At 47.2% G+C, this 22,417-nt stretch carries 18 protein-coding genes; 12 read left to right on the top strand and 6 right to left on the bottom strand.

Annotated features, from left to right (window positions below; genetic code table 11):
- Positions 1 to 59 precede the first annotated feature (59 nt).
- Positions 60 to 476 carry an EF-hand domain-containing protein gene (locus tag DI392_RS04100; RefSeq protein WP_181388356.1) on the bottom strand — a complete coding sequence of 139 codons (417 nt, stop codon included), beginning with the start codon at positions 474 to 476 and terminating at the stop codon, positions 60 to 62.
- 222 nt (positions 477 to 698) lie between these two features.
- Here DI392_RS04100 and DI392_RS04095 point away from each other — a divergent pair, with 222 nt between their 5' ends.
- The 8 genes from DI392_RS04095 to DI392_RS04060 all read left to right on the top strand — a co-directional run bounded on the left by DI392_RS04095 (position 699) and on the right by DI392_RS04060 (position 12,403).
- Entirely contained in the window at positions 699 to 3,158 is a 2,460-nt protein-coding gene (locus DI392_RS04095; protein WP_109318640.1) for a cation:proton antiporter, read from the top strand.
- A 455-nt stretch (positions 3,159 to 3,613) separates the two neighbouring features.
- On the top strand, positions 3,614 to 4,921 hold the full coding sequence (gene tig / locus DI392_RS04090; protein ID WP_109318639.1) for a trigger factor: 1,308 nt from the start codon (positions 3,614 to 3,616) through the stop codon (positions 4,919 to 4,921).
- Positions 4,922 to 5,026: 105 nt separating this feature from the next.
- A complete protein-coding gene (gene clpP, locus DI392_RS04085) occupies positions 5,027 to 5,653 on the top strand; it encodes an ATP-dependent Clp endopeptidase proteolytic subunit ClpP (RefSeq protein ID WP_109318638.1) in 627 nt (208 codons plus the stop codon).
- A gap of 71 nt (positions 5,654 to 5,724) precedes the next feature.
- Complete coding sequence (clpX, locus tag DI392_RS04080) at positions 5,725 to 7,005, top strand: ATP-dependent protease ATP-binding subunit ClpX (protein ID WP_109318637.1); 1,281 nt, start codon at positions 5,725 to 5,727, stop codon at positions 7,003 to 7,005.
- A 126-nt stretch (positions 7,006 to 7,131) separates the two neighbouring features.
- Positions 7,132 to 9,483 (top strand): endopeptidase La, encoded by a 2,352-nt coding sequence (gene lon / locus DI392_RS04075; RefSeq protein ID WP_109318636.1) that lies wholly within the window; start codon positions 7,132 to 7,134, stop codon positions 9,481 to 9,483.
- Positions 9,484 to 9,674: 191 nt separating this feature from the next.
- Positions 9,675 to 9,947 (top strand): HU family DNA-binding protein, encoded by a 273-nt coding sequence (locus tag DI392_RS04070; RefSeq protein WP_109318635.1) that lies wholly within the window; start codon positions 9,675 to 9,677, stop codon positions 9,945 to 9,947.
- A gap of 155 nt (positions 9,948 to 10,102) precedes the next feature.
- Positions 10,103 to 11,968: a peptidylprolyl isomerase gene (gene ppiD / locus DI392_RS04065; RefSeq protein ID WP_109318634.1), complete on the top strand. Its 1,866-nt coding sequence runs from the start codon at positions 10,103 to 10,105 to the stop codon at positions 11,966 to 11,968.
- 126 nt (positions 11,969 to 12,094) lie between these two features.
- Complete coding sequence (locus DI392_RS04060; RefSeq protein WP_109318633.1) at positions 12,095 to 12,403, top strand: ComEA family DNA-binding protein; 309 nt, start codon at positions 12,095 to 12,097, stop codon at positions 12,401 to 12,403.
- An 80-nt stretch (positions 12,404 to 12,483) separates the two neighbouring features.
- Here DI392_RS04060 and rrtA read toward each other — a convergent pair whose 3' ends face one another.
- Positions 12,484 to 13,161, bottom strand: a complete 678-nt coding sequence (rrtA, locus tag DI392_RS04055) for a rhombosortase (RefSeq protein WP_425445677.1) — start codon at positions 13,159 to 13,161, stop codon at positions 12,484 to 12,486.
- Here rrtA and DI392_RS04050 point away from each other — a divergent pair.
- Entirely contained in the window at positions 13,042 to 13,677 is a 636-nt protein-coding gene (locus DI392_RS04050) for a tRNA-uridine aminocarboxypropyltransferase (RefSeq protein WP_109318632.1), read from the top strand. The genes rrtA and DI392_RS04050 overlap by 120 nt on opposite strands.
- Here the strand turns inward: DI392_RS04050 and DI392_RS04045 are convergent.
- From DI392_RS04045 to DI392_RS04030, 4 genes are all read right to left on the bottom strand, one after another.
- Positions 13,674 to 14,996, bottom strand: coding sequence for an anti-phage deoxyguanosine triphosphatase (locus DI392_RS04045; protein WP_109318631.1), 1,323 nt, complete (start codon positions 14,994 to 14,996; stop codon positions 13,674 to 13,676). The two genes, DI392_RS04050 and DI392_RS04045, sit on opposite strands and share 4 nt — an antisense overlap.
- Positions 14,939 to 16,135, bottom strand: a complete 1,197-nt coding sequence (locus tag DI392_RS04040; protein ID WP_109318630.1) for an alpha/beta hydrolase — start codon at positions 16,133 to 16,135, stop codon at positions 14,939 to 14,941. Before DI392_RS04040 ends, DI392_RS04045 begins: the two co-directional genes overlap by 58 nt.
- 293 nt (positions 16,136 to 16,428) lie before the next feature.
- A complete protein-coding gene (gene yfbR, locus DI392_RS04035) occupies positions 16,429 to 17,028 on the bottom strand; it encodes a 5'-deoxynucleotidase (protein ID WP_109318629.1) in 600 nt (199 codons plus the stop codon).
- Positions 17,029 to 17,158: 130 nt separating this feature from the next.
- The gene (locus tag DI392_RS04030; RefSeq protein ID WP_109318628.1) at positions 17,159 to 18,373 is read right to left on the bottom strand and encodes a pyridoxal phosphate-dependent aminotransferase; all 1,215 of its coding nucleotides are present in this window, start codon (positions 18,371 to 18,373) and stop codon (positions 17,159 to 17,161) included.
- A 199-nt stretch (positions 18,374 to 18,572) separates the two neighbouring features.
- On the opposite strand from DI392_RS04030, the gene DI392_RS04025 reads away from it, so the two are divergent.
- The 3 genes from DI392_RS04025 to menH are packed head-to-tail and all read left to right on the top strand — an operon-like array spanning position 18,573 to position 22,417.
- On the top strand, positions 18,573 to 19,895 hold the full coding sequence (locus DI392_RS04025; protein WP_109318627.1) for an isochorismate synthase: 1,323 nt from the start codon (positions 18,573 to 18,575) through the stop codon (positions 19,893 to 19,895).
- The gene (menD, locus tag DI392_RS04020; RefSeq protein ID WP_109318626.1) at positions 19,888 to 21,600 is read left to right on the top strand and encodes a 2-succinyl-5-enolpyruvyl-6-hydroxy-3-cyclohexene-1-carboxylic-acid synthase; all 1,713 of its coding nucleotides are present in this window, start codon (positions 19,888 to 19,890) and stop codon (positions 21,598 to 21,600) included. Before DI392_RS04025 ends, menD begins: the two co-directional genes overlap by 8 nt.
- On the top strand, positions 21,587 to 22,417 hold the full coding sequence (gene menH / locus DI392_RS04015; RefSeq protein WP_109318625.1) for a 2-succinyl-6-hydroxy-2,4-cyclohexadiene-1-carboxylate synthase: 831 nt from the start codon (positions 21,587 to 21,589) through the stop codon (positions 22,415 to 22,417). The genes menD and menH overlap by 14 nt, the downstream gene beginning before the upstream one ends.

The raw sequence follows: 22,417 nt of genomic DNA, 5'->3' as shown, positions 1-22,417 counted from the left end.
AAGCCCATACGGTATGGGCTTATGATGAACGGCTATTGAACGTTACCTCCAACAGAGGCTCACTGTTGGTTTATCCGGCGGCTGTTTGTTTGATGTTCCTGAAACTCAGCCCGGCTGATAAAACCGTCGCCATCCGTATCCAGATCGGCAAAATTTCTTGCCTGAATACTGTTTCTCAGCATACGTTGTTCATTTTGCCGTTCCGTTATTCTCTCCTGCCGAAACGCCGCAAATTCTGACGGGGAGATCATGTCATCACCATTGCTGTCAATTTTTCCGAACTGTGGTGCCTGGGCATTTTGGTTTGCCTGGCGGCCTTGACCTCCGCCTTTACCGTAGCTATTCATTTCGCTGGCATTTGCTGAATTAGCCCCATTTCCGGAGCCATTATTTCCCGGTCCTTTTCCTGCAATAGAAGGCATGGATATGATGCTCAGGGTCATTAATGCGACGGTCGTGATGTGTTTGATGTTCATAGAGCGTGCTCCTTTTGGCTTCTCTATAAGCATAGCTCTGAAAGAGAATGGTAAAAGTCCTAATACTGTAAAGTTAAGTAAATGCTAATGTAGATAGTCTAACAGAAAAAAGCCTGGGAGAGCGGGGAGGTTCTCCCAATATATTGAACTACACTAACACTATTGCAGTAATAAAAATGGCAGTAGGAAGATACAATTCTGATTGACTCTGAGGAGTGCACGATGGAGACAAATACCGGAGTAATTATCCTGATTTTTGTTGTTCTGGCGTTGCTGCTTGGAGCATTAGTCAAGTCCCTGCCCAGAGTGTTTAAATCACCCTATAGTGTGATCCTGCTGGTGATTGGCCTGGTCATCGCCTCTGTCAGCCGAACCAGTTATGTGCAGCAGAGCTATCCGGAGTTTCGGCAGGCGATGCTCGTGCTGACTGATATCGATCCTCATCTGATCCTGCTGGTGTTTCTGCCGACTCTGATTTTTGAATCTGCTTTCGGTATGGAAACTCACCTGTTCCGGCGAATGTTTAGTCAGATTGCCATACTGGCCGTACCAGGTTTGTTGCTAGCTTCCGCGCTGACAGCCGCACTCGCCCATTATGCCTTCCCCTGGGGGTGGTCCTGGACGGTCTGTTTCCTGTTTGGGGCCCTGATAAGTGCAACGGATCCGGTCGCTGTTGTTGCGTTACTGAAAGAAGTCAGTTCGAGAAAGCGCCTGGAAACGCTGATAGAGGGAGAATCACTGCTGAATGATGGTACGGCCATTGTTCTGTTTACGCTGTTTTACGGTATGTTAACGCTGTCTGGCCATGCGGAGACCGGCATTATAAGCATTAGCGGTCAGTTCTTGCTGGTCGTCTTGCTGGGAATGGGTATCGGAGCCTTGGTTGGGGCGATCGTTCTATTCTGGTGTAGCCGCCTGTTTAACCGGCCACTGGTGGAGATTACCTTAACGATCATTGCCGCTTACATTACTTACTATGTGGCAGAGAACCTGTTTCACGTTTCCGGGGTGGTGGCTGTGGTGACTCTTGGTTTGATGTTGGCCGGGTTTGGCCGGACGCGCATCTCCCCCGAAGTTTCCGACTTTTTACACCATTTCTGGCATATGATGGCGCATATTGCCAATACCATTATCTTTGTTCTGGTCGGTATTATTATCGCTACCCGTATCCGGCTGGATGTCCTTGACTGGTGGCAGTCTCTGCTGATCTTATATTTAGGCATTCAGGTAATTCGGGCTCTCACCGTTATGGTGTTTATGCCGCTGTTAAGACGGATCGGGGTAGGGATTACCAGGGAAAAAGCGATCGTACTGGTATGGGGAGGACTTCGGGGTGCCGTATCTCTGGCGTTGGCTCTGATCGTGACTCAGCATCATGTCCTAGAGAAGGAGCTGGCTGACCAGATTCTGTTTCTCACCGCTGGGGTGGTTGCTCTGACCATCATTATTAATTCTACCTCAATGACCTGGGTGCTGGAAAAGCTCGGTCTGGATAAGCTTCCTCCGGCCAAACAGGCCAGTTTGAATAAAGCCAAATACAGTATTAAACAACATATGCTGGAAGAGTTGCCTCAGCTGAAGAAGAATGAATTTCTGCATCGGGCAAACTGGAGCGCGTTGAGTAAGCCGTTAGATGATGTTTTAGCTCCAGAACTGCCAGTAAAACCAGAGAAAGCGAGTGCCGAGGAGCTAAGAGTTGCTTTTTATCGTCGCTTGCTGGAAACGGAGCGGCAGTTTTACTGGTCACAATTTAAACAGGGAGCCTTAACCGGAGCTGCGACATCACAACTGGTCAATGCAGTAGAGCATGCGCTGGACGGCGAACCTGAACTTGCTCCGCGTCAGAGCTTATTCGAGTTCTGGAAAACGCCGGCTTATATTAAGTTTTTCAGCAATACTCCCGTTATCAATAAAATGGTGGTTAATCTCTCGTTTGAGCGGCTGGCGCTCAGCTATGATACGGCGCGTGGTTTTATACAGGCACAGGAAGAGGTGGCCCGTCATGTCGCTGCTTTGGCTCCTTGTGTGAAAGACAGCGAAGGGGCGCTTCAGGATATTGAAATAAACAAAAGTCAGACTCGCGCTCATATTGACGCCTTGCGGGAGTATTTTCCCGATCTGTCGTACAGTCTGGAGACTCACTCAGCACATCGTCTGATGCTCAACCTTGAGCGAGCCCACACACAGAAGCTGATTGATGAGGGAGTCGTGGATGACAGTGAAGCACAGAAAATGATTCAGGCTGTCGAATATAAATTATCCCACCTGAAGCAGCAGCCCCACCGAGTCAGTGCCAGAGAGATCACCCGGCAGATAAGGGATATGCAATGGGCTGAAAAGTTAAAAGATAAAACGGTGATGGCTCTGGGTAAAATTGCCCACAGGCAGATATTTCAGGAAGGGGAACTTATTTTCCGTCAGCACCAGCACGCCCACGCGATAGCGATAGTGCTGCATGGCAAAGTCGGTGTTATCAGCACGCATGATGAACAAACAGCGGAATATGGGACTATTGTAGGTTGCAGTGCCTTTCTGACCGACAGCTACCGAACCAGTGCGAAAGCCGTGACACCAACAGAACTGATTTGGCTGGATCTGCCCAATCTGAAAGCGATCGCCTCGAAGGATAAATATCTGGAGGAGCTGCTTGCGGATGAGCTGGAAAGAGAAGTTCATCAATAGGCATGATGACATATCGGCACGCTCTGGTGACCGGCAGCGGATACCGGCAAAAACCAAGATAAAGATCTCTTTTTCATATTTTAATTAAAAAAAATACTCGGTTTCCTTGAAATTCACTGTATTGTCCCCATTTCTTCATCAAAGTTGGTGACGCAGACGGATTTTTCGCTGTTTTTGGTTAACTTTTTGAGAGAATTCAGGCTACGACTCGACAGCCAAATAGCATATCGCTAAAATGGCGCGTCTATTTTTGTCCTGAGGCTAATGAGAGATACCTTTTCCCTTCTTAGTTACGGGTCAGGATATCGCTGATTAGCCCGGTGCGGGAAATGATTTTCGTGCCGATACCCGATTTGAAACGGTGCCCGAGGGCGCAACACAAGGATGCAGTCGCACGTAATGCTGTGCGGCTCATACGCTCAGTAACACTGAGACAGTTTTGAGGTTTATAAATAATGCAAGCTACTGTTGAAACTCTAGAGGGCCTAGCGCGCCGTCTGACCATTACTGTTCCTGCTGCAAACATTGAAGATGCAGTAACAGCTGAACTTCGCAACATCGCGAAAAATCGTCGTTTTGACGGTTTCCGTAAAGGTAAAGTGCCTTTGAAAATGGTTGCGCAGATGTACGGTAAATCAGTACGTCAAGATGTGATGGGTGAAGTAATGCAGCGTCACTTTATCGAAGCCATTGTAAAAGAAAAAATCAATCCGGCTGGCGCTCCTACTTTCGAACCAGTAGAAAATGAAGCAGGTAAAGACCTTGTATTTAACGCAAGTTTCGAAGTTTACCCTGAAATCGAACTGAAAGGTCTGGAAAACATCGTTGTTGAAAAACCAGCAACTGAAGTAAACGACTCTGATGTTGATGAGATGATCGACACTCTGCGTAAGCAGCAGGCTGAGTGGGTTGAAGTTGACGAAGCGGCTGAAGAAGGCAAGCGTGCAACTATCGACTTCACTGGCTCTATCGACGGTGAAGAGTTTGAAGGCGGTAAAGCAGAAAGCTTCCCTCTGGAAATGGGTGCAGGCCGCATGATCCCTGGTTTTGAAGATGGCATCGCTGGTAAAACTGCGGGCATGGAATTCGAAATCGATGTGACTTTCCCAGAAGATTACCACGCAGAAAACCTGAAAGGTAAAGCAGCTAAGTTCCTGATCAAATTGATCAAAGTTGAAGCTCGTGAGCTTCCTGAACTGACAGACGAGTTCGTTGCTAAGTTTGGTGTTGCTGAAGGCGGCGTTGACGCACTTAAAGCAGAAGTTCGTAAGAACATGGAACGTGAACTGAAACAAGCTGTTAAGAGCCGTATCAAAGAACAAGCGCTTGACGGTCTGGTTAAAGAAAACGAAATCGATGTTCCTGCAGCACTTATCGATCAGGAAATCGGTGCGCTTCGTCAGCAAGCTGCACAACGTTTCGGTGGCAACCCTGAAGCGGCAGAACAACTGCCACGTGAACTGTTCGAAGAACAAGCTAAGCGTCGCGTAATGGTTGGTCTTCTGCTGGGCGAAGTAATCTCTTCTGAAGAGCTGAAAGCTGACGATGAAAAAGTTAAAGAGCTGATCACTGAAATGGCGACTGCTTACGAAGATCCTACTGAAGTTGTTGCTTACTACGAGCAAAATGAGCAAATGATGCAAAACATGCGTAATGTTGCTCTGGAAGAGCAGGCGATTGATGCGATTCTGGCAAAAGCTCAGGTTTCAGATAAAGAAATCGGCTTCAATGAGCTGATGAATCAGCAGCAGCCAGCAGCTTAATCTTAATAAAACTATACAGAAAGTTTGACATTGTTTTTACTTTTCTGTTAACAATGGTCCGTGTGAGGTATTCATTCGGGCCATTTATTTTAGGGATATAAGAACATGAGCTACCAAAACAACGACGCGATGTCACCAATTATGAATGCGCTGGTACCAATGGTGGTAGAACAAACTTCCCGTGGAGAGCGCTCATACGATATCTATTCACGACTGCTGAAAGAACGCATTATCTTCCTGACCGGTCAGGTTGAAGATCAGATGGCAAACATTGTTGCCGCTCAATTGTTATTTCTTGAGTCTGAGAATCCGGACAAGGATATTTTCCTGTACATCAACTCTCCGGGCGGGAGTGTGACAGCCGGTATGTCTATCTACGATACGATGCAGTTTATTAAGCCGGACGTCAGTACCGTGTGTATGGGACAGGCATGTTCTATGGGTGCATTCCTGCTTGCCGGTGGTGCTCAGGGCAAACGTCATGTGCTGCCAAACTCAAGAGTGATGATTCACCAGCCATTGGGTGGTTTCCAGGGCCAGGCATCCGATATTCAGATCCATGCACAGGAAATTCTGAGTATCAAACAGAAATTGAATCAACTGCTGGCAGATCATACCGGTCAGCCACTGGAAGTGATTGAGCGTGATACCGACCGTGATAACTTCATGTCAGGTGAACAGGCAGTTGAATACGGGCTGGTTGATTCAGTGCTGACTCGTCGCGGGGAATAAATTCCCCGAGGCAATTTGGTTAGAATTGATATACACTGAATCATATAAGTAAAGGCTAAAGAGGTTAGCGAATGACAGATAAAGGCAAAGAGAGTAGTAGCGGTAAGCTGCTGTATTGCTCTTTCTGCGGTAAAAGCCAGCACGAAGTGCGTAAGCTGATTGCAGGCCCTTCAGTATACATCTGTGATGAATGTGTTGATCTCTGTAACGATATTATTCGTGAAGAGATCAAAGAGGCTATGCCAACGAAAGAGTCGGAAGCATTGCCGACTCCGCGAGAAATTCGCAATCATCTGGATGATTATGTTATCGGTCAGGAACACGCCAAAAAGGTTCTTGCGGTTGCCGTTTATAATCACTACAAACGTCTTCGTAATGGTGATGTTACCGCTGATGGCGTGGAGTTAGGCAAAAGTAATATTCTGCTTATTGGCCCGACAGGTAGTGGTAAAACGTTGCTGGCTGAAACTCTGGCGCGTTTTCTTGACGTACCATTTACCATGGCTGATGCAACGACGCTTACTGAAGCCGGTTATGTGGGTGAAGACGTAGAAAACATCATCCAGAAACTACTGCAGAAATGTGACTATGACGTAGCAAAAGCTGAGCGCGGTATTGTCTACATTGATGAAATTGACAAGATTTCCCGTAAGGCTGAAAACCCATCCATAACGCGTGATGTATCTGGTGAAGGTGTTCAGCAGGCATTGCTGAAATTGGTTGAAGGTACCATTGCTTCTGTTCCGCCTCAGGGTGGACGTAAGCATCCTCAACAGGAATTTCTTCAGGTAGATACCTCCAAGATCCTGTTTATCTGTGGTGGTGCATTTGCCGGACTGGATAAAGTCATCGAGCAACGAGTTGCAACCGGAACGGGAATCGGCTTTGGTGCGGAAGTGCGTTCAAAAGACGAAACCAAGACGGTTGGCGAATTGTTCACTCAGGTTGAACCTGAAGATCTGGTTAAATATGGTCTGATTCCTGAATTTATCGGTCGTCTGCCGGTAACTGCAACGCTTACTGAGTTGGATCAGGACGCTCTTATTCAGATTCTTTGTGAACCTAAGAACGCATTGACTAAGCAGTATTCGGCATTGTTTGATTTGGAAAACACTGAGCTGGAGTTCCGGGAAGACGCGCTGCGTGCCATCGCTAAAAAAGCCATGGAACGTAAAACTGGTGCTCGAGGCCTTCGCTCTATTCTGGAAGGTGTGCTGCTTGAAACGATGTACGAGCTGCCATCTTCAAACGATGTGAGCAAAGTGGTTATCGATGAATCGGTTATCAATGGAGAGTCTGAACCTCTGCTGATATATGATGGCGCTGATAATCAGGCCGCCGGGGCTGAGTAAGTCATTCTTATAAATTAATCGAAAAGGGGGTAAGAAATTACTCCCTTTTTTTGTCTTTATTTTGTTGAATCCCCTGAAATTGCCCCCATATAATTTTGATAAGAACAAGCGGATAGAGAGACATATATGAACTTGGAGCGTTCCGAGCGTATCGAGATTCCCGTATTGCCGTTGCGAGATGTGGTTGTATATCCACACATGGTAATTCCTTTGTTTGTTGGTCGAGAAAAGTCCATTCGTTGCCTTGAGTCAGCGATGGAAAGCAACAAACAAATCTTGTTAGTCGCCCAAAAAGAAGCTGACACTGATGAGCCGAAAATAGATGATCTTTTCTCTATTGGTACTGTTGCGACGATTCTGCAACTTCTGAAGCTGCCTGATGGCACAGTGAAAGTACTGGTAGAAGGACAACAGAGAGCGAAAATCCATAGCTTTAAAGAAGACGATTTCTTTGTTGCTGATGCGGAGTTTCTGACAACACCTCTGATGGACGAAAAAGAAGAAGAGGTGATTGTACGTAGTGCGATCAATCAGTTTGAAGGCTTTATCAAACTGAACAAGAAAATTCCACCAGAAGTACTGACTTCTCTGAATGGTATTGAAGAAGCCGCTCGTCTGGCGGACACCATTGCGGCACACATGCCACTTAAATTGCCGGAAAAACAACAGGTACTTGAAATTATTGACGTCAATGAGCGTCTTGAGTTCCTGATGGGGCAGATGGAGTCGGAAATCGACCTGCTGCAGGTGGAAAAACGCATCCGTGGACGCGTCAAGAAGCAGATGGAAAAATCCCAGCGTGAGTATTATCTGAATGAGCAGATGAAAGCCATTCAGAAAGAACTGGGAGAAATGGATGATGCTCCGGATGAATTTGAGACTCTGAAGAATAAAATCGAAGAGTCAAAAATGCCGAAGGAAGCCAAAGATAAAACTGAGCAGGAACTGAACAAGCTGAAGATGATGTCACCGATGTCTGCGGAAGCGACAGTGGTGCGCAGTTATATCGACTGGATGGTTAGTGTTCCTTGGGCTAAGCGCTCTAAGGTCAAGAAAAACCTGTCAAAAGCGGAAGAAATTCTAAATGAAGACCATTATGGTCTGGAACGGGTGAAAGAGCGTATTCTGGAATACCTTGCCGTGCAGAATCGGGTCAACAAGCTGAAAGGCCCTATCTTGTGTTTGGTCGGTCCTCCGGGTGTAGGTAAAACGTCTCTGGGGCGCTCTATTGCGGCGGCAACCGGACGTAAGTATACCCGTATGGCTTTGGGTGGGGTGCGTGATGAAGCGGAAATTCGCGGTCACCGCCGTACTTATATCGGTTCTTTACCGGGCAAGCTGATCCAGAAAATGTCCAAAGTCGGAGTGAGAAACCCACTGTTCCTGCTGGATGAGATCGACAAAATGTCATCGGATATGCGTGGTGACCCGTCATCAGCGCTGCTGGAAGTATTGGATCCGGAGCAGAATAACTCGTTCAACGATCATTATCTGGAAGTGGATTATGATTTGTCCGACGTTATGTTTGTGGCAACCTCAAACTCGATGAATATTCCGGGCCCGCTGCTGGATCGTATGGAAGTGATTCGCCTGTCCGGTTATACCGAAGACGAAAAGCTGAACATCGCTAAGCGCCACCTGGTTGGCAAACAACTGCAGCGTAATGGTCTGAAACCGCATGAAGTTGAGATCGAAGATTCAGCCATCATTGGTATTATCCGTTACTACACTCGTGAAGCGGGTGTGCGGAGTATGGAGCGTGAGATTTCCAAAATCTGTCGTAAGGCAGTGAAAAATATCCTGCTTGACTCAAATCTGAAACAGGTGGTCGTTAACATCGATAACCTTAAAGATTACCTGGGTGTTCGCCGCTTTGATTACGGTAAGGCTGATGAGCATAACCGTATCGGTCAGGTAACCGGTCTGGCATGGACTGAAGTGGGTGGCGATTTGCTTACCATTGAAACTGAAGCTATGCCGGGTAAAGGTAAGCTGACTCAGACCGGCTCTCTGGGTGATGTGATGCAGGAGTCCGTACAGGCAGCAATGACTGTGGTGCGTACTCGCGCAGCGAATCTGGGAATCAACGAAGATTTCTATGAAAAGCGTGATATTCATGTGCATGTACCGGAAGGGGCGACACCAAAAGACGGTCCGAGTGCCGGTATCGCAATGTGTACTGCTCTGGTTTCAAGCCTGACAGGAAACCCGGTTCGAGCTGATGTAGCGATGACGGGTGAGATCACCTTGCGTGGTGAAGTGCTGCCGATTGGCGGACTGAAAGAGAAACTGCTTGCTGCTCATCGCGGAGGCATCAAAACGGTACTGATTCCGAAGGAAAATGAGCGTGATCTGGAAGAGATTCCGGATAACGTCATTGCTGACCTGGTCGTGAAGCCAGTACAGTGGATTGACGAAGTGCTCAGTGTTGCGCTGGAGAATGATCCCTCTGGATTTACTTTTGAGTCAGAAAAATAGTGATGTAGAGCATAAATAACTAAAAGAATCACGCTGATAGGTTGAAAAACACTTGTCAGCGTTTTTTTAGGAAGCTAAGTTAACCAACTATGGCGGAAGCTAGGTATTTCAAGGCTTGCGCTTAATTTTACATCAAATGGAACGTAAGTTACCGACTAAAAAAATAACGGGTAACGTTAAGGGGAATTACAGTGAACAAAACACAATTAGTGGAAAAAATTGCAGAAAACGCAGATCTTTCAAAAGCGTCAGCAGGCCGCGCACTGGATGCATTTATCGATGCAGTGAGTGAAACTCTTCAGGCTGACGACCAGGTTGCGCTGGTAGGTTTCGGTACATTCAGCGTACGTACACGTGCGGCTCGCACCGGCCGTAATCCAAAAACAGGCGAAGAAATTCAAATTGCAGAAGCTAAAGTACCGGCTTTCAAAGCGGGTAAAGCTCTAAAAGACGCTTGTAACTAATTTGAACTTATTGTCGTTGCATCCCTCATAATATGGCGGGTGCAGACTCTTAATTATGCGCATCAGTATGATGCGCATTTCTTTTTCTGATATTATTCTGCACATTCAATTTCCTTGAGCGGTATTAGCTTCTATTTCCGGAGAAACGTTAGATTATGATGGATCGGCTGCGCGAAGGCGTAAACAGCCTCGCGGTTAAAATAATTCTTGGACTCATTATCCTCTCTTTTGTATTTGCCGGTGTGGGTAATTACATCATTGGTGGCAGCGGAAATGCGGCCGCGAAAGTAGGCAACACTGAAATTGGTCGTGGTGCGTTTGAGCAGGCATACCAGAGTGAACGTAATCGCATGCAGGCGCAGATGGGCGACTATTTTGCCAATCTTCTGGCTGATCCCGCTTATGTTCAGTCTTTCCGTAAGTCAGTTCTGGACCGTATGATTGATGAAGTGCTTCTGGAACAGTATGCCGACTCATTAGGGATGAGAATCAGCGATGAACAGATTCGGGCTGAAATCCTCAGTATGGCACCATTTCAGAATAATGGTGAATTTGATCAGGAGATTTATCAGTCCGCACTGCGCAGAGCCGGTTACTCCGTAGACAGCTTTGCTGAATATCTGCGCCGGGATATGACTCGTCGTCAGGTGCTGACTGCAATACAAGGCAGTGAGTTTGCTCTTGATAGCGAAGTTCAGGCGCAAAGCAGCCTGATTACTCAGACTCGTGATATTCAGACCATTACACTGATGCTGGATGATTTCGCGAAAAATGCGGAGCTGACGGATGAAGAGCTTCAGGCTTACTACAAAGCTAACCCGGATAATTATACTCGTCCGGAGCAGATAAAAGTGGCCTACCTTGAACTGTCAGCGGATGCCCTGAAAGAACAAATTAGTGTGTCTGACGAGGATGCAAAGAAGTATTACAACGAGCACCTGGACAGTTACTCAACTCAGGAACAGCGTCAACTTAGCCATATTATGGTTGAAGGTGATGATGAAGCGAAAGCGCAGACGATTCTTGATGAGTTGAATGCTGGCGCAGATTTCGCTGAACTGGCAAAAGAAAAGTCAGAAGACATTGGCAGTGCCGAACTCGGTGGTTCTTTGGGTTGGGTAGAAAAAGGCGTTATGGATCCTGCGTTTGAAGAAGCGGCCTTCGCTTTGGAAAATAAGGGTGATACCACGGGGTTGGTTAAATCTTCTTTTGGCTATCATATTATTCGCCTGGACGCTTTGAAAGCGGCAGAAGCAAAGCCGTTTGACCAGATTGCCGATGAAGTAAAATCAGAGATAGCAGAGCAGAAGGCTGTTGAGCGTTTTTATGAGCTGCAAACAAAACTGGAAACAGTGGCCTTTGAATATCCTAACTCACTGGATGATGCCGCTAAAGCCATAGACCAGCCGGTACAATCTACGGACTTTATCTCTCCATCGGAAGCGCCGGATATTCTAAGTTCAGCAGCGGTAATGCAGGCATTACAGTCCGCTGAAGTGAAAGAAGACGGCTTGAACTCTGAAGTCATCGAAGTGGCTCCGGAGCATGTTATCGTGGTTCGTGTCAATGACGTGCGTGATGAGACTGTTCTTCCGTTCGAAGATGTAAAGCAGCAGGTAATCGCTCAACTGTCTGAACAAAAGGGTGAACAGCAGGCTCAGGAACTGGCAACAACCGTGGTTGATGAACTGAAATCCGGTCATCAGGATGTTCTGGCTGAGCATAACCTGGCGTTCGGTGAAACGGAATCCGTTAACCGTGGTTCTGAATTCTCTGCAACGGTCTTTGCGATGCCTAAGCCGGAAGAAGGGCAGGTTGACTATGCTCAAACCAAAGACAGAGAGGGTAACATTGTGATTGTTGCATTGTCTGGTGTGAACGCAGAGGTCAACCCTCAGTACACTGATCAGATAAGCACTCAGATGGCGAACTCCGGGGCTCAGCAGGGTCTTAGTGCTCTGCTAAGCGGACTGCGGGCTCAGGCTGAAATTGAGTACTATGCTATCAGTACTCAGCCGTAAGTTTTTGCAATAGAAATAAAATACAACGGGCCGCTTATGCGGCCCGTTGTATTTTGAACTGCCGTAAAACGACATTATGTCAGTAACCGCTATAGTGACTCTTTCTACTCAAAAGGGAACTATTACATGAAGTATCTGAAACTATTTGTTATTACATTACTGGCCGGTTGTTTTTCTCTGTCTGCTCTGTCAGCGGAAGACACTGCAAAAGAAAAACCTGATACCCATGCAGGTATTGAAATCACCGTTAACATCAACACGGCTTCAGCAGAAGAACTATCAACATTGTTGGTCGGTATCGGGATAAAAAAGGCAGAAAGTATCGTGGAGTATCGCAGTGAGCATGGAGAGTTTAAAGCTGCGGAAGATTTACAAAAAGTAAAAGGTATCGGGGCAGCAACGGTAGAGAAAAACAAAGACAGAATTCTCTTATAGCTCTGCTCGTGCTCAAGAGAGCATGTACTGCCGGTTTATATCATTTTCGGTGCATTCCGGCAGCTCATCGTGGTTCTATTTTATTGCGTAAGTTGTATATTCTTGCGTAAGTTGTATATTCCCGCCAGGCAGCCACCAGCGATGCCTCCCGCTAAATGCGCTTCAATCGCGACTCTTGCTCCAATAAGGCTGGCGGTTTCTGGGGAGGCTCCGTACAGCTGTTCCCAGGCTATTTTCGCTACGACTCCCACGACTAACAACCAACTGGATTTTCTTCCGCTTAGGGCTTCACTCAAAGCGTAATAAGTAAATATTCCATGCAGGGCACCAGATAAGCCGACATATACCTGCATGGATGAAAGAAGAATAGCGGCTCCAACGAACAAAGAGGTGAAGAAGAGAGTGGTCAGGAAACTTTTCACTGTGGGTTGAAACAAATAGCCCATGACCCACAATGCTAACAGGTTCATACCCATATGCGGTAAGTTGGTGTGGGTGAAGTTCCCTGTTAAAATGCGCCACCATTGCCCTTGTCGAATTAATGCAGCATTCCATTCGGCTACTGTCTGGAGTGCCGGGATTTGCAGCATGGTAATGATTAAGCTGATCAGTAACAGAACAGAGTACAGGCGCATTGTATGTCTCAGAGTCATTCTACATCCCGGTATTGCCAGCACTGCGGCAAAGCAAAAAAAGCGTGTATTTGTCAGTGGATACAGCCAGTTGATACGGATGTAGAGCTTATCATTCTTCAGCACCCGACAGAAGTTAACCGCTCGAAGGGAACAGAGAAAATTCTGACTCTGTCGCTAAAAAACAGCCGCTGTCTGGTGGGGGAAAATTTTACACAACATGTGGAGCTGAACCAGTTACTGAAGGATAAGAATTACCGTTACCTGCTCCTCTATCCGAAAGAAGGGGCTCAGCCTCTGGAGCGGATATTAAAGGAACAGGCTTTTGAGGCAGATCATCGACCATGGCGGGTCATTCTGCTGGATGGAACCTGGAAGAAAGCCTTTAAAATGTATCAGCTGTCAGTCAATCTGCACGCTATTCCAGCGGTTACCTTACCAGAGTCATTACAGGGGAACTATCGTATTCGTAAGGCTCCGGGCGAAAATCATCTTTCTACTGCTGAAGCGGGTTATTATCTCCTTTCTGCGTTGGATAAAAGCGGAGATTTCACACCACTTATTGATGCGTTTGAACGGATGATTGATTTTCAGATAGCTCAGCTACCTGAAGGGGTGTATCAGAGTAATTATCTGGATTAACGTGCGGCAAACAGTTCCTGATGCAGCCGTTGTGCATAACCGTCTGTCATGGCTGCGATATAATCACAGATAACCCGCATACCACTTTCTTCGTGAGAGCTTACCGTTTGCCATTTTTTCCGTGTGGTTTCCGGTAATAGCCGCTCAGGGTCGGCGCTCAGTGCCTCAAACAGATCCATGATTATCTGCTGGCCTTTATATTCAAACCGCTGAACTTTGGGTATCTGGATAACGTAATCATTGACAAAGCGTTTAAATATTTCCAATGCATCACTAAGGTGGGTATCTAAAACGGCGTTATACGCAAGCAAGTCATTGTGAAATACCGCATCTTGTACTTTATTGATTGTGACGTTCGTCAGCAGAGTATTTACAATGCCACCGATGGCGTCTTTTCGCAGATAGTGTTCACCGGAAAATAGCATCTGACTGATTTTTGCAATGTTTTCTTCGAACCAGGGATCACCGCAGTCTGCCAGATTTTTGGCAGCAGACTCTTGCCATTGGTGTCGGTTAATAAGCCCGAGAACGATGGCATCTTCAAGATCGTGTACACCATAAGCAATATCATCAGCCAGCTCCATAATGGAACAGTCTAAAGACTTATAGCGGGTTTTTTTATGTTCACCTGGCGCGATATTATCGTCACGCATCGTGGATAATTTGGTCCGGTCTGTTTTGGTAAGCGGAGAGAATACCCAGGCCAGCTCTTCACTGTCGCAATCGTAGATGCCTTTAGCAGGAACCCACTCTTTGGCTTTCATTTGCCGCTGATGAACCACTGATGGCGGCTGTTGTTTGCGCTGGGTCTGACTGAGCAGTGCTGGGTATTTAAGCAGCCCCAGCAACGTTCGCCGTGACAGGTTCATTCCGTTGGTTTTGGTGTAAGGCTCCAGTCGGGTAACGATACGGAAGGTTTGGGCATTTCCCTCAAAACCACCGTAGTCACGCATGACATAATTGAGCGCGGTTTCTCCGCCATGCCCATAGGGCGGATGACCGATATCATGAGCCAGACAGAGGGCTTCTATCAGGCTCATACTGGGCAATAAAGGCGTGAATTCTGGTTGCTTTCTTTTCAGTTGCTCAAGAATCCCGGAACCGATCTGGGCCGCCTCCAGAGAGTGAGTGAGCCGGGTACGGTGAAAATCATTCACACCGGTACCGTGTATCTGGGTTTTGGCCTGCAGGCGGCGAAAAGCAGCAGAGTGGAGTATCCGGGCCCGATCCCGCTGGTAAGGGTCACGATGATCCTGACGTCTTAATTTATGCTCGTTATTAATTCGCTGTTGCCAGAGTTCTTGCTGGTGTGTATCCATTTCTGCTCCAACTCGCTATTTTCCCTATCTTTCTTTACGTTACGCTGATTAATTCGTCTCGTCCATAAGTCAATTTTTTCTATGGCTTTTTCTTCAATAGTTGTCTCGATTTCCCAATATTCGTTCGGGCCACCTTTGTCTGCTGTCTGAAATAAATGATTCAGGCCATGCATGGTATGAACTTCGGAGTCCTGGTGAGTCAGCAATTTTCGTACGGGTTCTTCATTGATCGATGCAGAAACCAGCAAGTCTTTTGAGCCATATAAACTCAATACAGGGCCGTTATAACTTTTCAACAGAACTGTGTCATCAAGGCGAACCTCTTCGAACCACCAGTTGGTCGCAAAGTGGTCGATAAATTTCTGTATTTTATCATCTTCGGTAACGCCTGAATTAACGGCATATTCTCGTAACCTTAACTTCGCATCATTTATATTTTCAGCAGCTTTAAGTATATCCATAGTAGCCGCTAACTCCTGTGTGATTCTTTCTATTGTAGACGGATCAACACTTTGTGCTGAGAGGATTTTCTGATTCTGCCTGACCAAAAATTCTTTTGATGTTTCAACATCTAATCCCGCTAAGCTCACGATATAATCTGGTCGTTCATGAGCCTCGGCCATCAGAGCCTTGACCCCGCCTTGCGAATGTCCTAAAAAACCACTTGAGGAAAGTTTGATTCCTGAGTCTTTTCTTAACCACTGCAGAGCCGCTGCAGCATCAGAGGCAAAATCACGATCTGAAGCAGTGGTGTAATCACCAGAGCTTTCACCCACTCCACGGTTATCATAGCGTAACACTGCATATCCGTGCTTGGTTAATAAATCAGAAATGACTAAGAAGTACTTATGACCCGTGATGTGATAATTTTTGTCTGCCGGAGGAGCACCATCTTCATGACCAGATATCAACACAAATGCTGGAAAATGACTTCCCGAGCGGGGATAGGTTAGCTCACCAGAAAGTTGGGTTCCGTCTCTCGGGTTAGTGAACTCTACAGGTTTTGTTATGTATGGCCGCTCTTTAGGCTCCTGGGGGTGAGGCGTCAGACTAAAAAGGAGTTCATCAAAAGAGCCAGAGCAAGCGGTAAGTAGGCCTGCAAGAAGAATGAGTGGTATTTTTTTATAAGCAAAGGACATGGTGACCTACTGATGTTATTCGCTTTTTCATTACCACGAAAATAAAAAAACCATTAGACAATCAGTCAGAACATAGAGCACCCGTCAACTTAAGAAAGGCTGTCACAATAGGATCAATCGTATTCGCGCGGGAAAGAATTAGCTTCATTTTTAGAAATGAGAGTAGTATTACCAAAAATGAAGCTAACAACGTGTCCCAATTTGCTGTTTGTGGTTAATTCCTAGGGCTCACCCTAGAGTCAGAAGGTATGGCACGCATGAATGCGTGCTGGCTTGCTTTTCTTTATAGGGAGTTAGCCAGAAATTTTATCAAATGTTGTTGTACAGCTATCACAAAAAACATCCATAAAATCTTTTACCTCCGGCATAGTTTCCATAAGTTTCTCTATTCTGGGGGAGAGGCCTTCGGCAACGTGTATGAATTCATCATTACTGAATCTTAATTCATTCAATGCCTTAATGTAGGCAGATAGGATATCTGCTGCTTTAACTATGGCCTTATATTCAGCATCGACATTTTTTTGAACCAGTAGGCCTGCGAACTCATCCCGCAAATCTTCTGGTAAGGTTTCCAGGCACTCCTGTTCAGCAATATCTTCAAGTTTTTTAAATGCAGCTGTAAATTCCGGACTGTGGTACTTTGTTTTTGAATTGATATCCTGAAGCTTAGTTTCTGAAATTTCATGATAAATGGCCACGACGGCAGCCCTTTCAGGACTCAGATTTCCTCCATAGCGTTTGTTTTTAATTACGGTAAGCAGGTGAGCAATGACAGACACCTGGTGGGAATGTTCTGAGACGTTTTCTTCCTGAAAACAATGCATCAAGGCCCAGCGCTTAATAAGAGGCATACGCGTTACCCATGCCATAAATGTGCTTTGTTTCTTTCTCACATGATTATCCTTTTAATCATACTTCGTCAACACGCCCTAATCACAGGAGTGAATCGTTGGCTATAGTCACTCATTGATTATAGCTGAATAGAAAAACGGCCCCTCAGAGAGGAGCCGTTATCATGTTGTTTTATTGACGGTATGTTGAAAGGAAACGTTCAAACCGTCCGATAGCGATTTCCAGATCCTCGACATGAGGCAGGGTAACAATACGGAAGTGATCCGGTTTCGGCCAGTTAAAGCCGGTTCCCTGTACCAGCAGGACTTTTTCCTGAATCAGAAAATCGAGGATCAACTTCTGGTCATCTGTAATGTTATACATTTTAGTGTCGATTTTCGGGAACAGATACATCGCGCCTTTTGGCTTAATGCAACTGACCCCCGGGATCTGGTTAATCAATTCCCAGGCTTTATCCCGCTGCTCAAGCAAACGACCACCCGGCAGGATCAGTTCATTAATGCTCTGATAGCCCCCCAGAGCTGTCTGAATGGCGTGCTGCATGGGCACATTGGCACACAGACGCATAGAGGCCAGCATATCCAGCCCGGAGATGTATGCCTGAGCATGCTGTTTCGGTCCGGTCAGGAACATCCACCCGGCACGAAAGCCGCAGACACGGTAGGCTTTTGACAAGCCATTGAACGTGACAATCAGTACATCATCAGCTAGTGTCGCGATAGACGTATGAGTGGCCCCGTCGTACAGGATTTTATCGTAGATTTCGTCAGCGAAGATGATCAGCTTATGCTTGCGGGCAATTTCCAGTACTTCCAGAAGAAAATCACGGCTATAAACCGCCCCGGTTGGGTTGTTCGGGTTGATCAGTACAATACCCCGGGTCTTTGACGTGATTTTGCTTTTGATATCATCCAGTGCCGGTAACCAGTCAGACTCTTCGTCACAAAGGTAGTGCACGGCTTTACCGCCAGACAGAGAGACGGCTGCGGTCCATAGCGGATAGTCAGGTGCCGGAACCAGCATTTCATCACCGTTATTCAGCAGGGCTTGCATGGCCATGACGATCAGTTCAGAAGCGCCGTTGCCGATATAGACATCTTCTACATCCAGAGAGCGCAGGCCTCTTTTCTGATAATGCTGAACGACAGCTTTGCGGGCTGAATACAGTCCTTTTGAATCCGCATATCCCTGAGAAGTCGGCAGGTTACGGATTACATCAACCAGGATTTCATCCGGGGCATCAAAACCAAACGGGGCGGGATTTCCGATATTGAGCTTTAGTATTTTGTGCCCCTCTTCTTCCATGCGTTTAGCATGTTTGAGCACTGGCCCCCGAATGTCGTAGCAGACATTATCGAGTTTTTTTGACATCTCGATGTTTTGCATTGTTTTGCTTCCTGATTTTCCTCATTTCTTATATTAAAGTACACCAAATCAGAGCCTGAAAGTATAAAAATCTGACTTTAATTGGTTGGTCTTTAGACGTTTAATGCCGGAATAGCATTAAATGAGAGAGCTGAACTTGATTTGCATTCTACCACGCCATAGAGTAGCCGAATGGTTAAAATAGGTTGAAGAGGTTGATTTGTTTCACTTACGTCAAGTTGTTACAGAGCTCATTACGCAGATAAAGGCTGCCGGAGATTCTGATGTACGTGTTACACAGCCTGTTCCCACAGAGCTTAACCCCGGGCTGATTGACTGGCTGAACGCGCAACCTCTGTTCCCCAAATTTTACTGGCAGGCCAGAAATGGCGAGGAAGAGGTCGCAGCGTTAGGCCAACTCTGCACTTTCTCCGATCCGGCCCAGGCTTACCCACTGTTAAAAGAAGATCAGCGGGTCTGGGGAGGACGTACCTTTGACGGTGGCACAGAAAAAAATCCGAATAGCCCGTCCTCGTTGTTCTTTCTGCCGCAGTTGGAATTGTCCCGCCGTGAACAGGACTGGAGTCTTGCGGTGAATCTTGATTCAGACAGAGAGAGAACCATCAAGACACTACAGTCACTTCTTTCTGTTTATCCGCCACTGGCACCGGTTACCAGTTGTGTTGAGTCTGTTACGCATTCTCCGGATTTTTCTGGATGGCAGACCCTGATTCATGACTCGTTACAACGAATTGAAAGTAACGAATTCAAAAAGGTCGTTCTGGCGCGACAAAGTACGGTGGCGACTGACCATCCGGTTTCTGCTTTTCAACTGATAAAATCCAGCCTGAAAAAGAACAGTAACAGCTTCCACTTTTTACTGGCTCGTGACAGTAATGATTGTTTTCTTGGCTCAACACCAGAGCGTTTGTATCTGAGGGACGGTCTTAATTTAGAAACGGAAGCGCTGGCAGGTACCATAGGGCGAGGAGACAATGAGCTGCAGGATCAACAGTTGGCTGACTGGCTGGTCCACGACGCCAAAAATCTGGCTGAAAATCAGTATGTGGTCGATGATATCGTCGAATGCCTTTCTCCCCATTCAGAATCCATTCAGGTGCAGCCTCAGGCGCATTTAATCTGCTTACGTCAGGTTCAGCATCTGAAACGCAAGATTTACGCGAGCCTTTCGCCGGGGGTCAACGGAGTCCATCTGCTGGGAGCTTTGCAACCCACCGCGGCAGTCGCCGGCTTACCTCGTGAGGAGGCGCTTCAGTATATTCTGTCAAATGAGCCTTTTTGTCGTGGCTGGTATGCCGGCTCTATGGGGTATATCAGTCACCAGAAAGCGGAGTTTTGTGTCGCCATTCGTAGTGCTTCAATGATGGGTAATCAGATTAATCTGTATGCCGGGGCGGGTATCCTTCCCGGATCCGATGCTGAGTTTGAATGGCAGGAACTGGACCGGAAAATGTCGACACTACTGAGTTTGTTTAATACACCTGAGTTACCAGAACCGGAAGAGGTCACTGATCATGAGTAAACGTGCTCAGGAACAGGCTCTGCTTAATCGCCTGTGGAGCCAACTGATTCTCGAAGAGTTGGTGCGTTTTGGTGTTACGCAGGTTTGTATTGCTCCGGGGTCCCGTTCCACGCCTCTGACCCTTGAAGCGGAGATGCATTCTGCCCTGACGATTCATACCCATTTTGATGAACGGGGATTAGGCTTTTTGGCTCTGGGGATGGCGAAGGCAGGGAAAGCACCCGTTGCGATCGTAGTAACATCGGGAACGGCCGTCGCTAACCTGCTTCCGGCCATTGCTGAAGCGAAGCTGACCGGAGAGAAGCTGGTTGTGCTGACGGCCGACCGTCCTCCGGAATTAATTAACTGCGGGGCAAATCAGGCGATTGAGCAGCCGGGTATCTTTTCTTCTCATGTGACGTCGTCACTCAATCTGCCTTGTCCGGAATTGTCGGTATCGCCGGGCTGGCTGCTGACCTCGTTGGATCAGGTGTTGTACGCGCAAAAACAGTCCGGGAGTGCGGTTCATATCAATTGCCCGTTTCCTGAGCCCCTATACACCAACCAGAATAAAGAGGAGCTGGCCCGTTACCTGACGCCTGTTCATAAGTGGCTGGAAGAGCAGTCGCCATATACTCACCAACTTATCAGTCCGGTGATGGATAAGGTCGCTCTGCCTGATGAGTTTATTGATAAAAAAACCATTGTGATCGCCGGGAAGCTTGAGCTGCATGAGGCGCAGGCCGTAAAGGCGTTTGCACATGCCATGGGCTTCCCTTTGCTGTGTGACCCTCAAGCGGGGATCAGCAGCGACTGGGCACACTATGACCTCTGGCTTCAGGCCGATCAATTTCGGGACGCACTGGCAGAAGGTGATCTCATTATCCAGTTTGGTGCCAGGATAGTATCTAAGCGACTGAACGCATTTATTCGTCAGCAATGTGAAAATGGAGAGTGTGGTTACTGGCTGATTTCACTAGAAAACCGACGGCTGAACCCGGACCATCTGCCACAGATTCATATGGTATCGGAAGTGACCTCATGGCTCCGGCAGCAGAATCATCAGGGAAAGCGTGGCAACTATTCCGGATGGGCGGATACACTCAAAACGGTTTCCAAACAGGTTCAGTATTTGCAACAGCAGGAAGCGGCGCTAACCGAGCTGAATCTGGCAGGCTGCCTTGCTGGGATTGTCGGGGAGCATGATCTGTTTATCGGTAATAGCCTGATTGTGCGGCTGGTGGATATGGTTTCCTCGTTACGAGGAAATAGGGTATTTACTAACCGAGGGGCATCGGGAATTGATGGCCTGATCGCCACCGCCGCCGGTGCTCAGCGTATCACACGGTCACCGCTGCTGGTACTGGTCGGTGATACGTCACTCTTGTATGACATTAACTCTCTCGCTTTGCTGAGCAAGGTCAGTGAGCCGGTTGTGGTGCTGGTGACAAATAACGATGGTGGTGCGATATTCGACCTGCTGCCGGTTCCGGAGGAACAAAAGCAAAGGCTGTATCAGATGCCGCATGGCTTTACCTTTGAGTTTGCCGCCAGACAATTTGGCCTGGAGTATGTGCTTCCTGATTCATTAGCGGCGCTTCAGTCGCAGGTGACAGAGCATCTGGCTGGTGGTACCGGTGCGTTGGTGGTTGAAGTTATGACCCCGCCTTCTCAGGCGGCTGAAGAGATAAAACAGCGGGTACAACAGATCCATGCTCTGCGCTAATTATACGTCGGCCACCTCTGTCGAAAACGGGAAAGCAGAGACTCTGATTTTTCTGCATGGCCTGCTGGGTGATGGCAGTGACTGGAATGACGTTGTTTCTGAGCTGACAGATTACAATATTCTTACCATTGATTTACCGGGGCATGGTGGAAGCCGGGCGGTATCCTGTGACGGATTTGAGCATTGCTGCGCCCTTATTCAGGATGCGATTCGACACGGGTTACCAGAAAAAAAAGGGTTACCAGAGGAAAAACCGCAACAGCCGCTTTTCCTTATTGGTTATTCGCTCGGTGCCAGAATCATGATGTATGGCCTTACCCACAATGGATTTAGTCAACTGAATATCGGTGGGGGCGTTATAGAAGGCGGCAACTTTGGCCTTGATTCGGAGCAGGAAAAGCAGACCCGGTTTATCAATGATCAGGCATGGGCCCGGCGTTTTCAGCAAGAGTCCATTGAGCAAGTTTTGTTCGCCTGGTACGGTCAGCCGGTATTTTCCTCACTAAACCCTGAGCAAAAACAACATATGGTGCAAAAACGCAGTCATAATCAGGGGAAAGCGGTGGCTGATATGTTGCTGGCGACGTCACTGGCCAAACAGCCATACCTGTTGAATCAGCTCAGGCAGTGCGACATACCTGTACATTACCTTTGTGGTACTCAGGACAAGAAATTTTCCGAATTAGCGAAGCAAAGTGGATTATCTTTTACGTGCGTCGAGAACGCCGGACATAACGCTCATAGCGATCAGCCACGCCACTATGCGACGCTGATTCGAACCATAGTAACTCAGATACAAACAAAACAACTGGAATAA

This window comes from Vibrio albus (assembly GCF_003144035.1).
Taxonomy (GTDB): Bacteria; Pseudomonadota; Gammaproteobacteria; order Enterobacterales; family Vibrionaceae; genus Vibrio; species Vibrio albus.
The sequence above is the reverse complement of the archived record's forward strand: the minus strand, read 5'-3'. Positions and strand labels throughout refer to the sequence as shown.

Coding starts and splice junctions, on each gene's coding strand:
- DI392_RS04100 (WP_181388356.1), bottom strand. CDS start 476: ATGAACATCAAACACATCACGACCGTCGCATTAATGACCCTGAGCATC.
- DI392_RS04095 (WP_109318640.1), top strand. CDS start 699: ATGGAGACAAATACCGGAGTAATTATCCTGATTTTTGTTGTTCTGGCG.
- tig (WP_109318639.1), top strand. CDS start 3,614: ATGCAAGCTACTGTTGAAACTCTAGAGGGCCTAGCGCGCCGTCTGACC.
- clpP (WP_109318638.1), top strand. CDS start 5,027: ATGAGCTACCAAAACAACGACGCGATGTCACCAATTATGAATGCGCTG.
- clpX (WP_109318637.1), top strand. CDS start 5,725: ATGACAGATAAAGGCAAAGAGAGTAGTAGCGGTAAGCTGCTGTATTGC.
- lon (WP_109318636.1), top strand. CDS start 7,132: ATGAACTTGGAGCGTTCCGAGCGTATCGAGATTCCCGTATTGCCGTTG.
- ppiD (WP_109318634.1), top strand. CDS start 10,103: ATGATGGATCGGCTGCGCGAAGGCGTAAACAGCCTCGCGGTTAAAATA.
- DI392_RS04060 (WP_109318633.1), top strand. CDS start 12,095: ATGAAGTATCTGAAACTATTTGTTATTACATTACTGGCCGGTTGTTTT.
- DI392_RS04050 (WP_109318632.1), top strand. CDS start 13,042: ATGTCTCAGAGTCATTCTACATCCCGGTATTGCCAGCACTGCGGCAAA.
- DI392_RS04045 (WP_109318631.1), bottom strand. CDS start 14,996: ATGGATACACACCAGCAAGAACTCTGGCAACAGCGAATTAATAACGAG.
- DI392_RS04040 (WP_109318630.1), bottom strand. CDS start 16,135: ATGTCCTTTGCTTATAAAAAAATACCACTCATTCTTCTTGCAGGCCTA.
- DI392_RS04030 (WP_109318628.1), bottom strand. CDS start 18,373: ATGCAAAACATCGAGATGTCAAAAAAACTCGATAATGTCTGCTACGAC.
- menD (WP_109318626.1), top strand. CDS start 19,888: ATGAGTAAACGTGCTCAGGAACAGGCTCTGCTTAATCGCCTGTGGAGC.
- menH (WP_109318625.1), top strand. CDS start 21,587: ATGCTCTGCGCTAATTATACGTCGGCCACCTCTGTCGAAAACGGGAAA.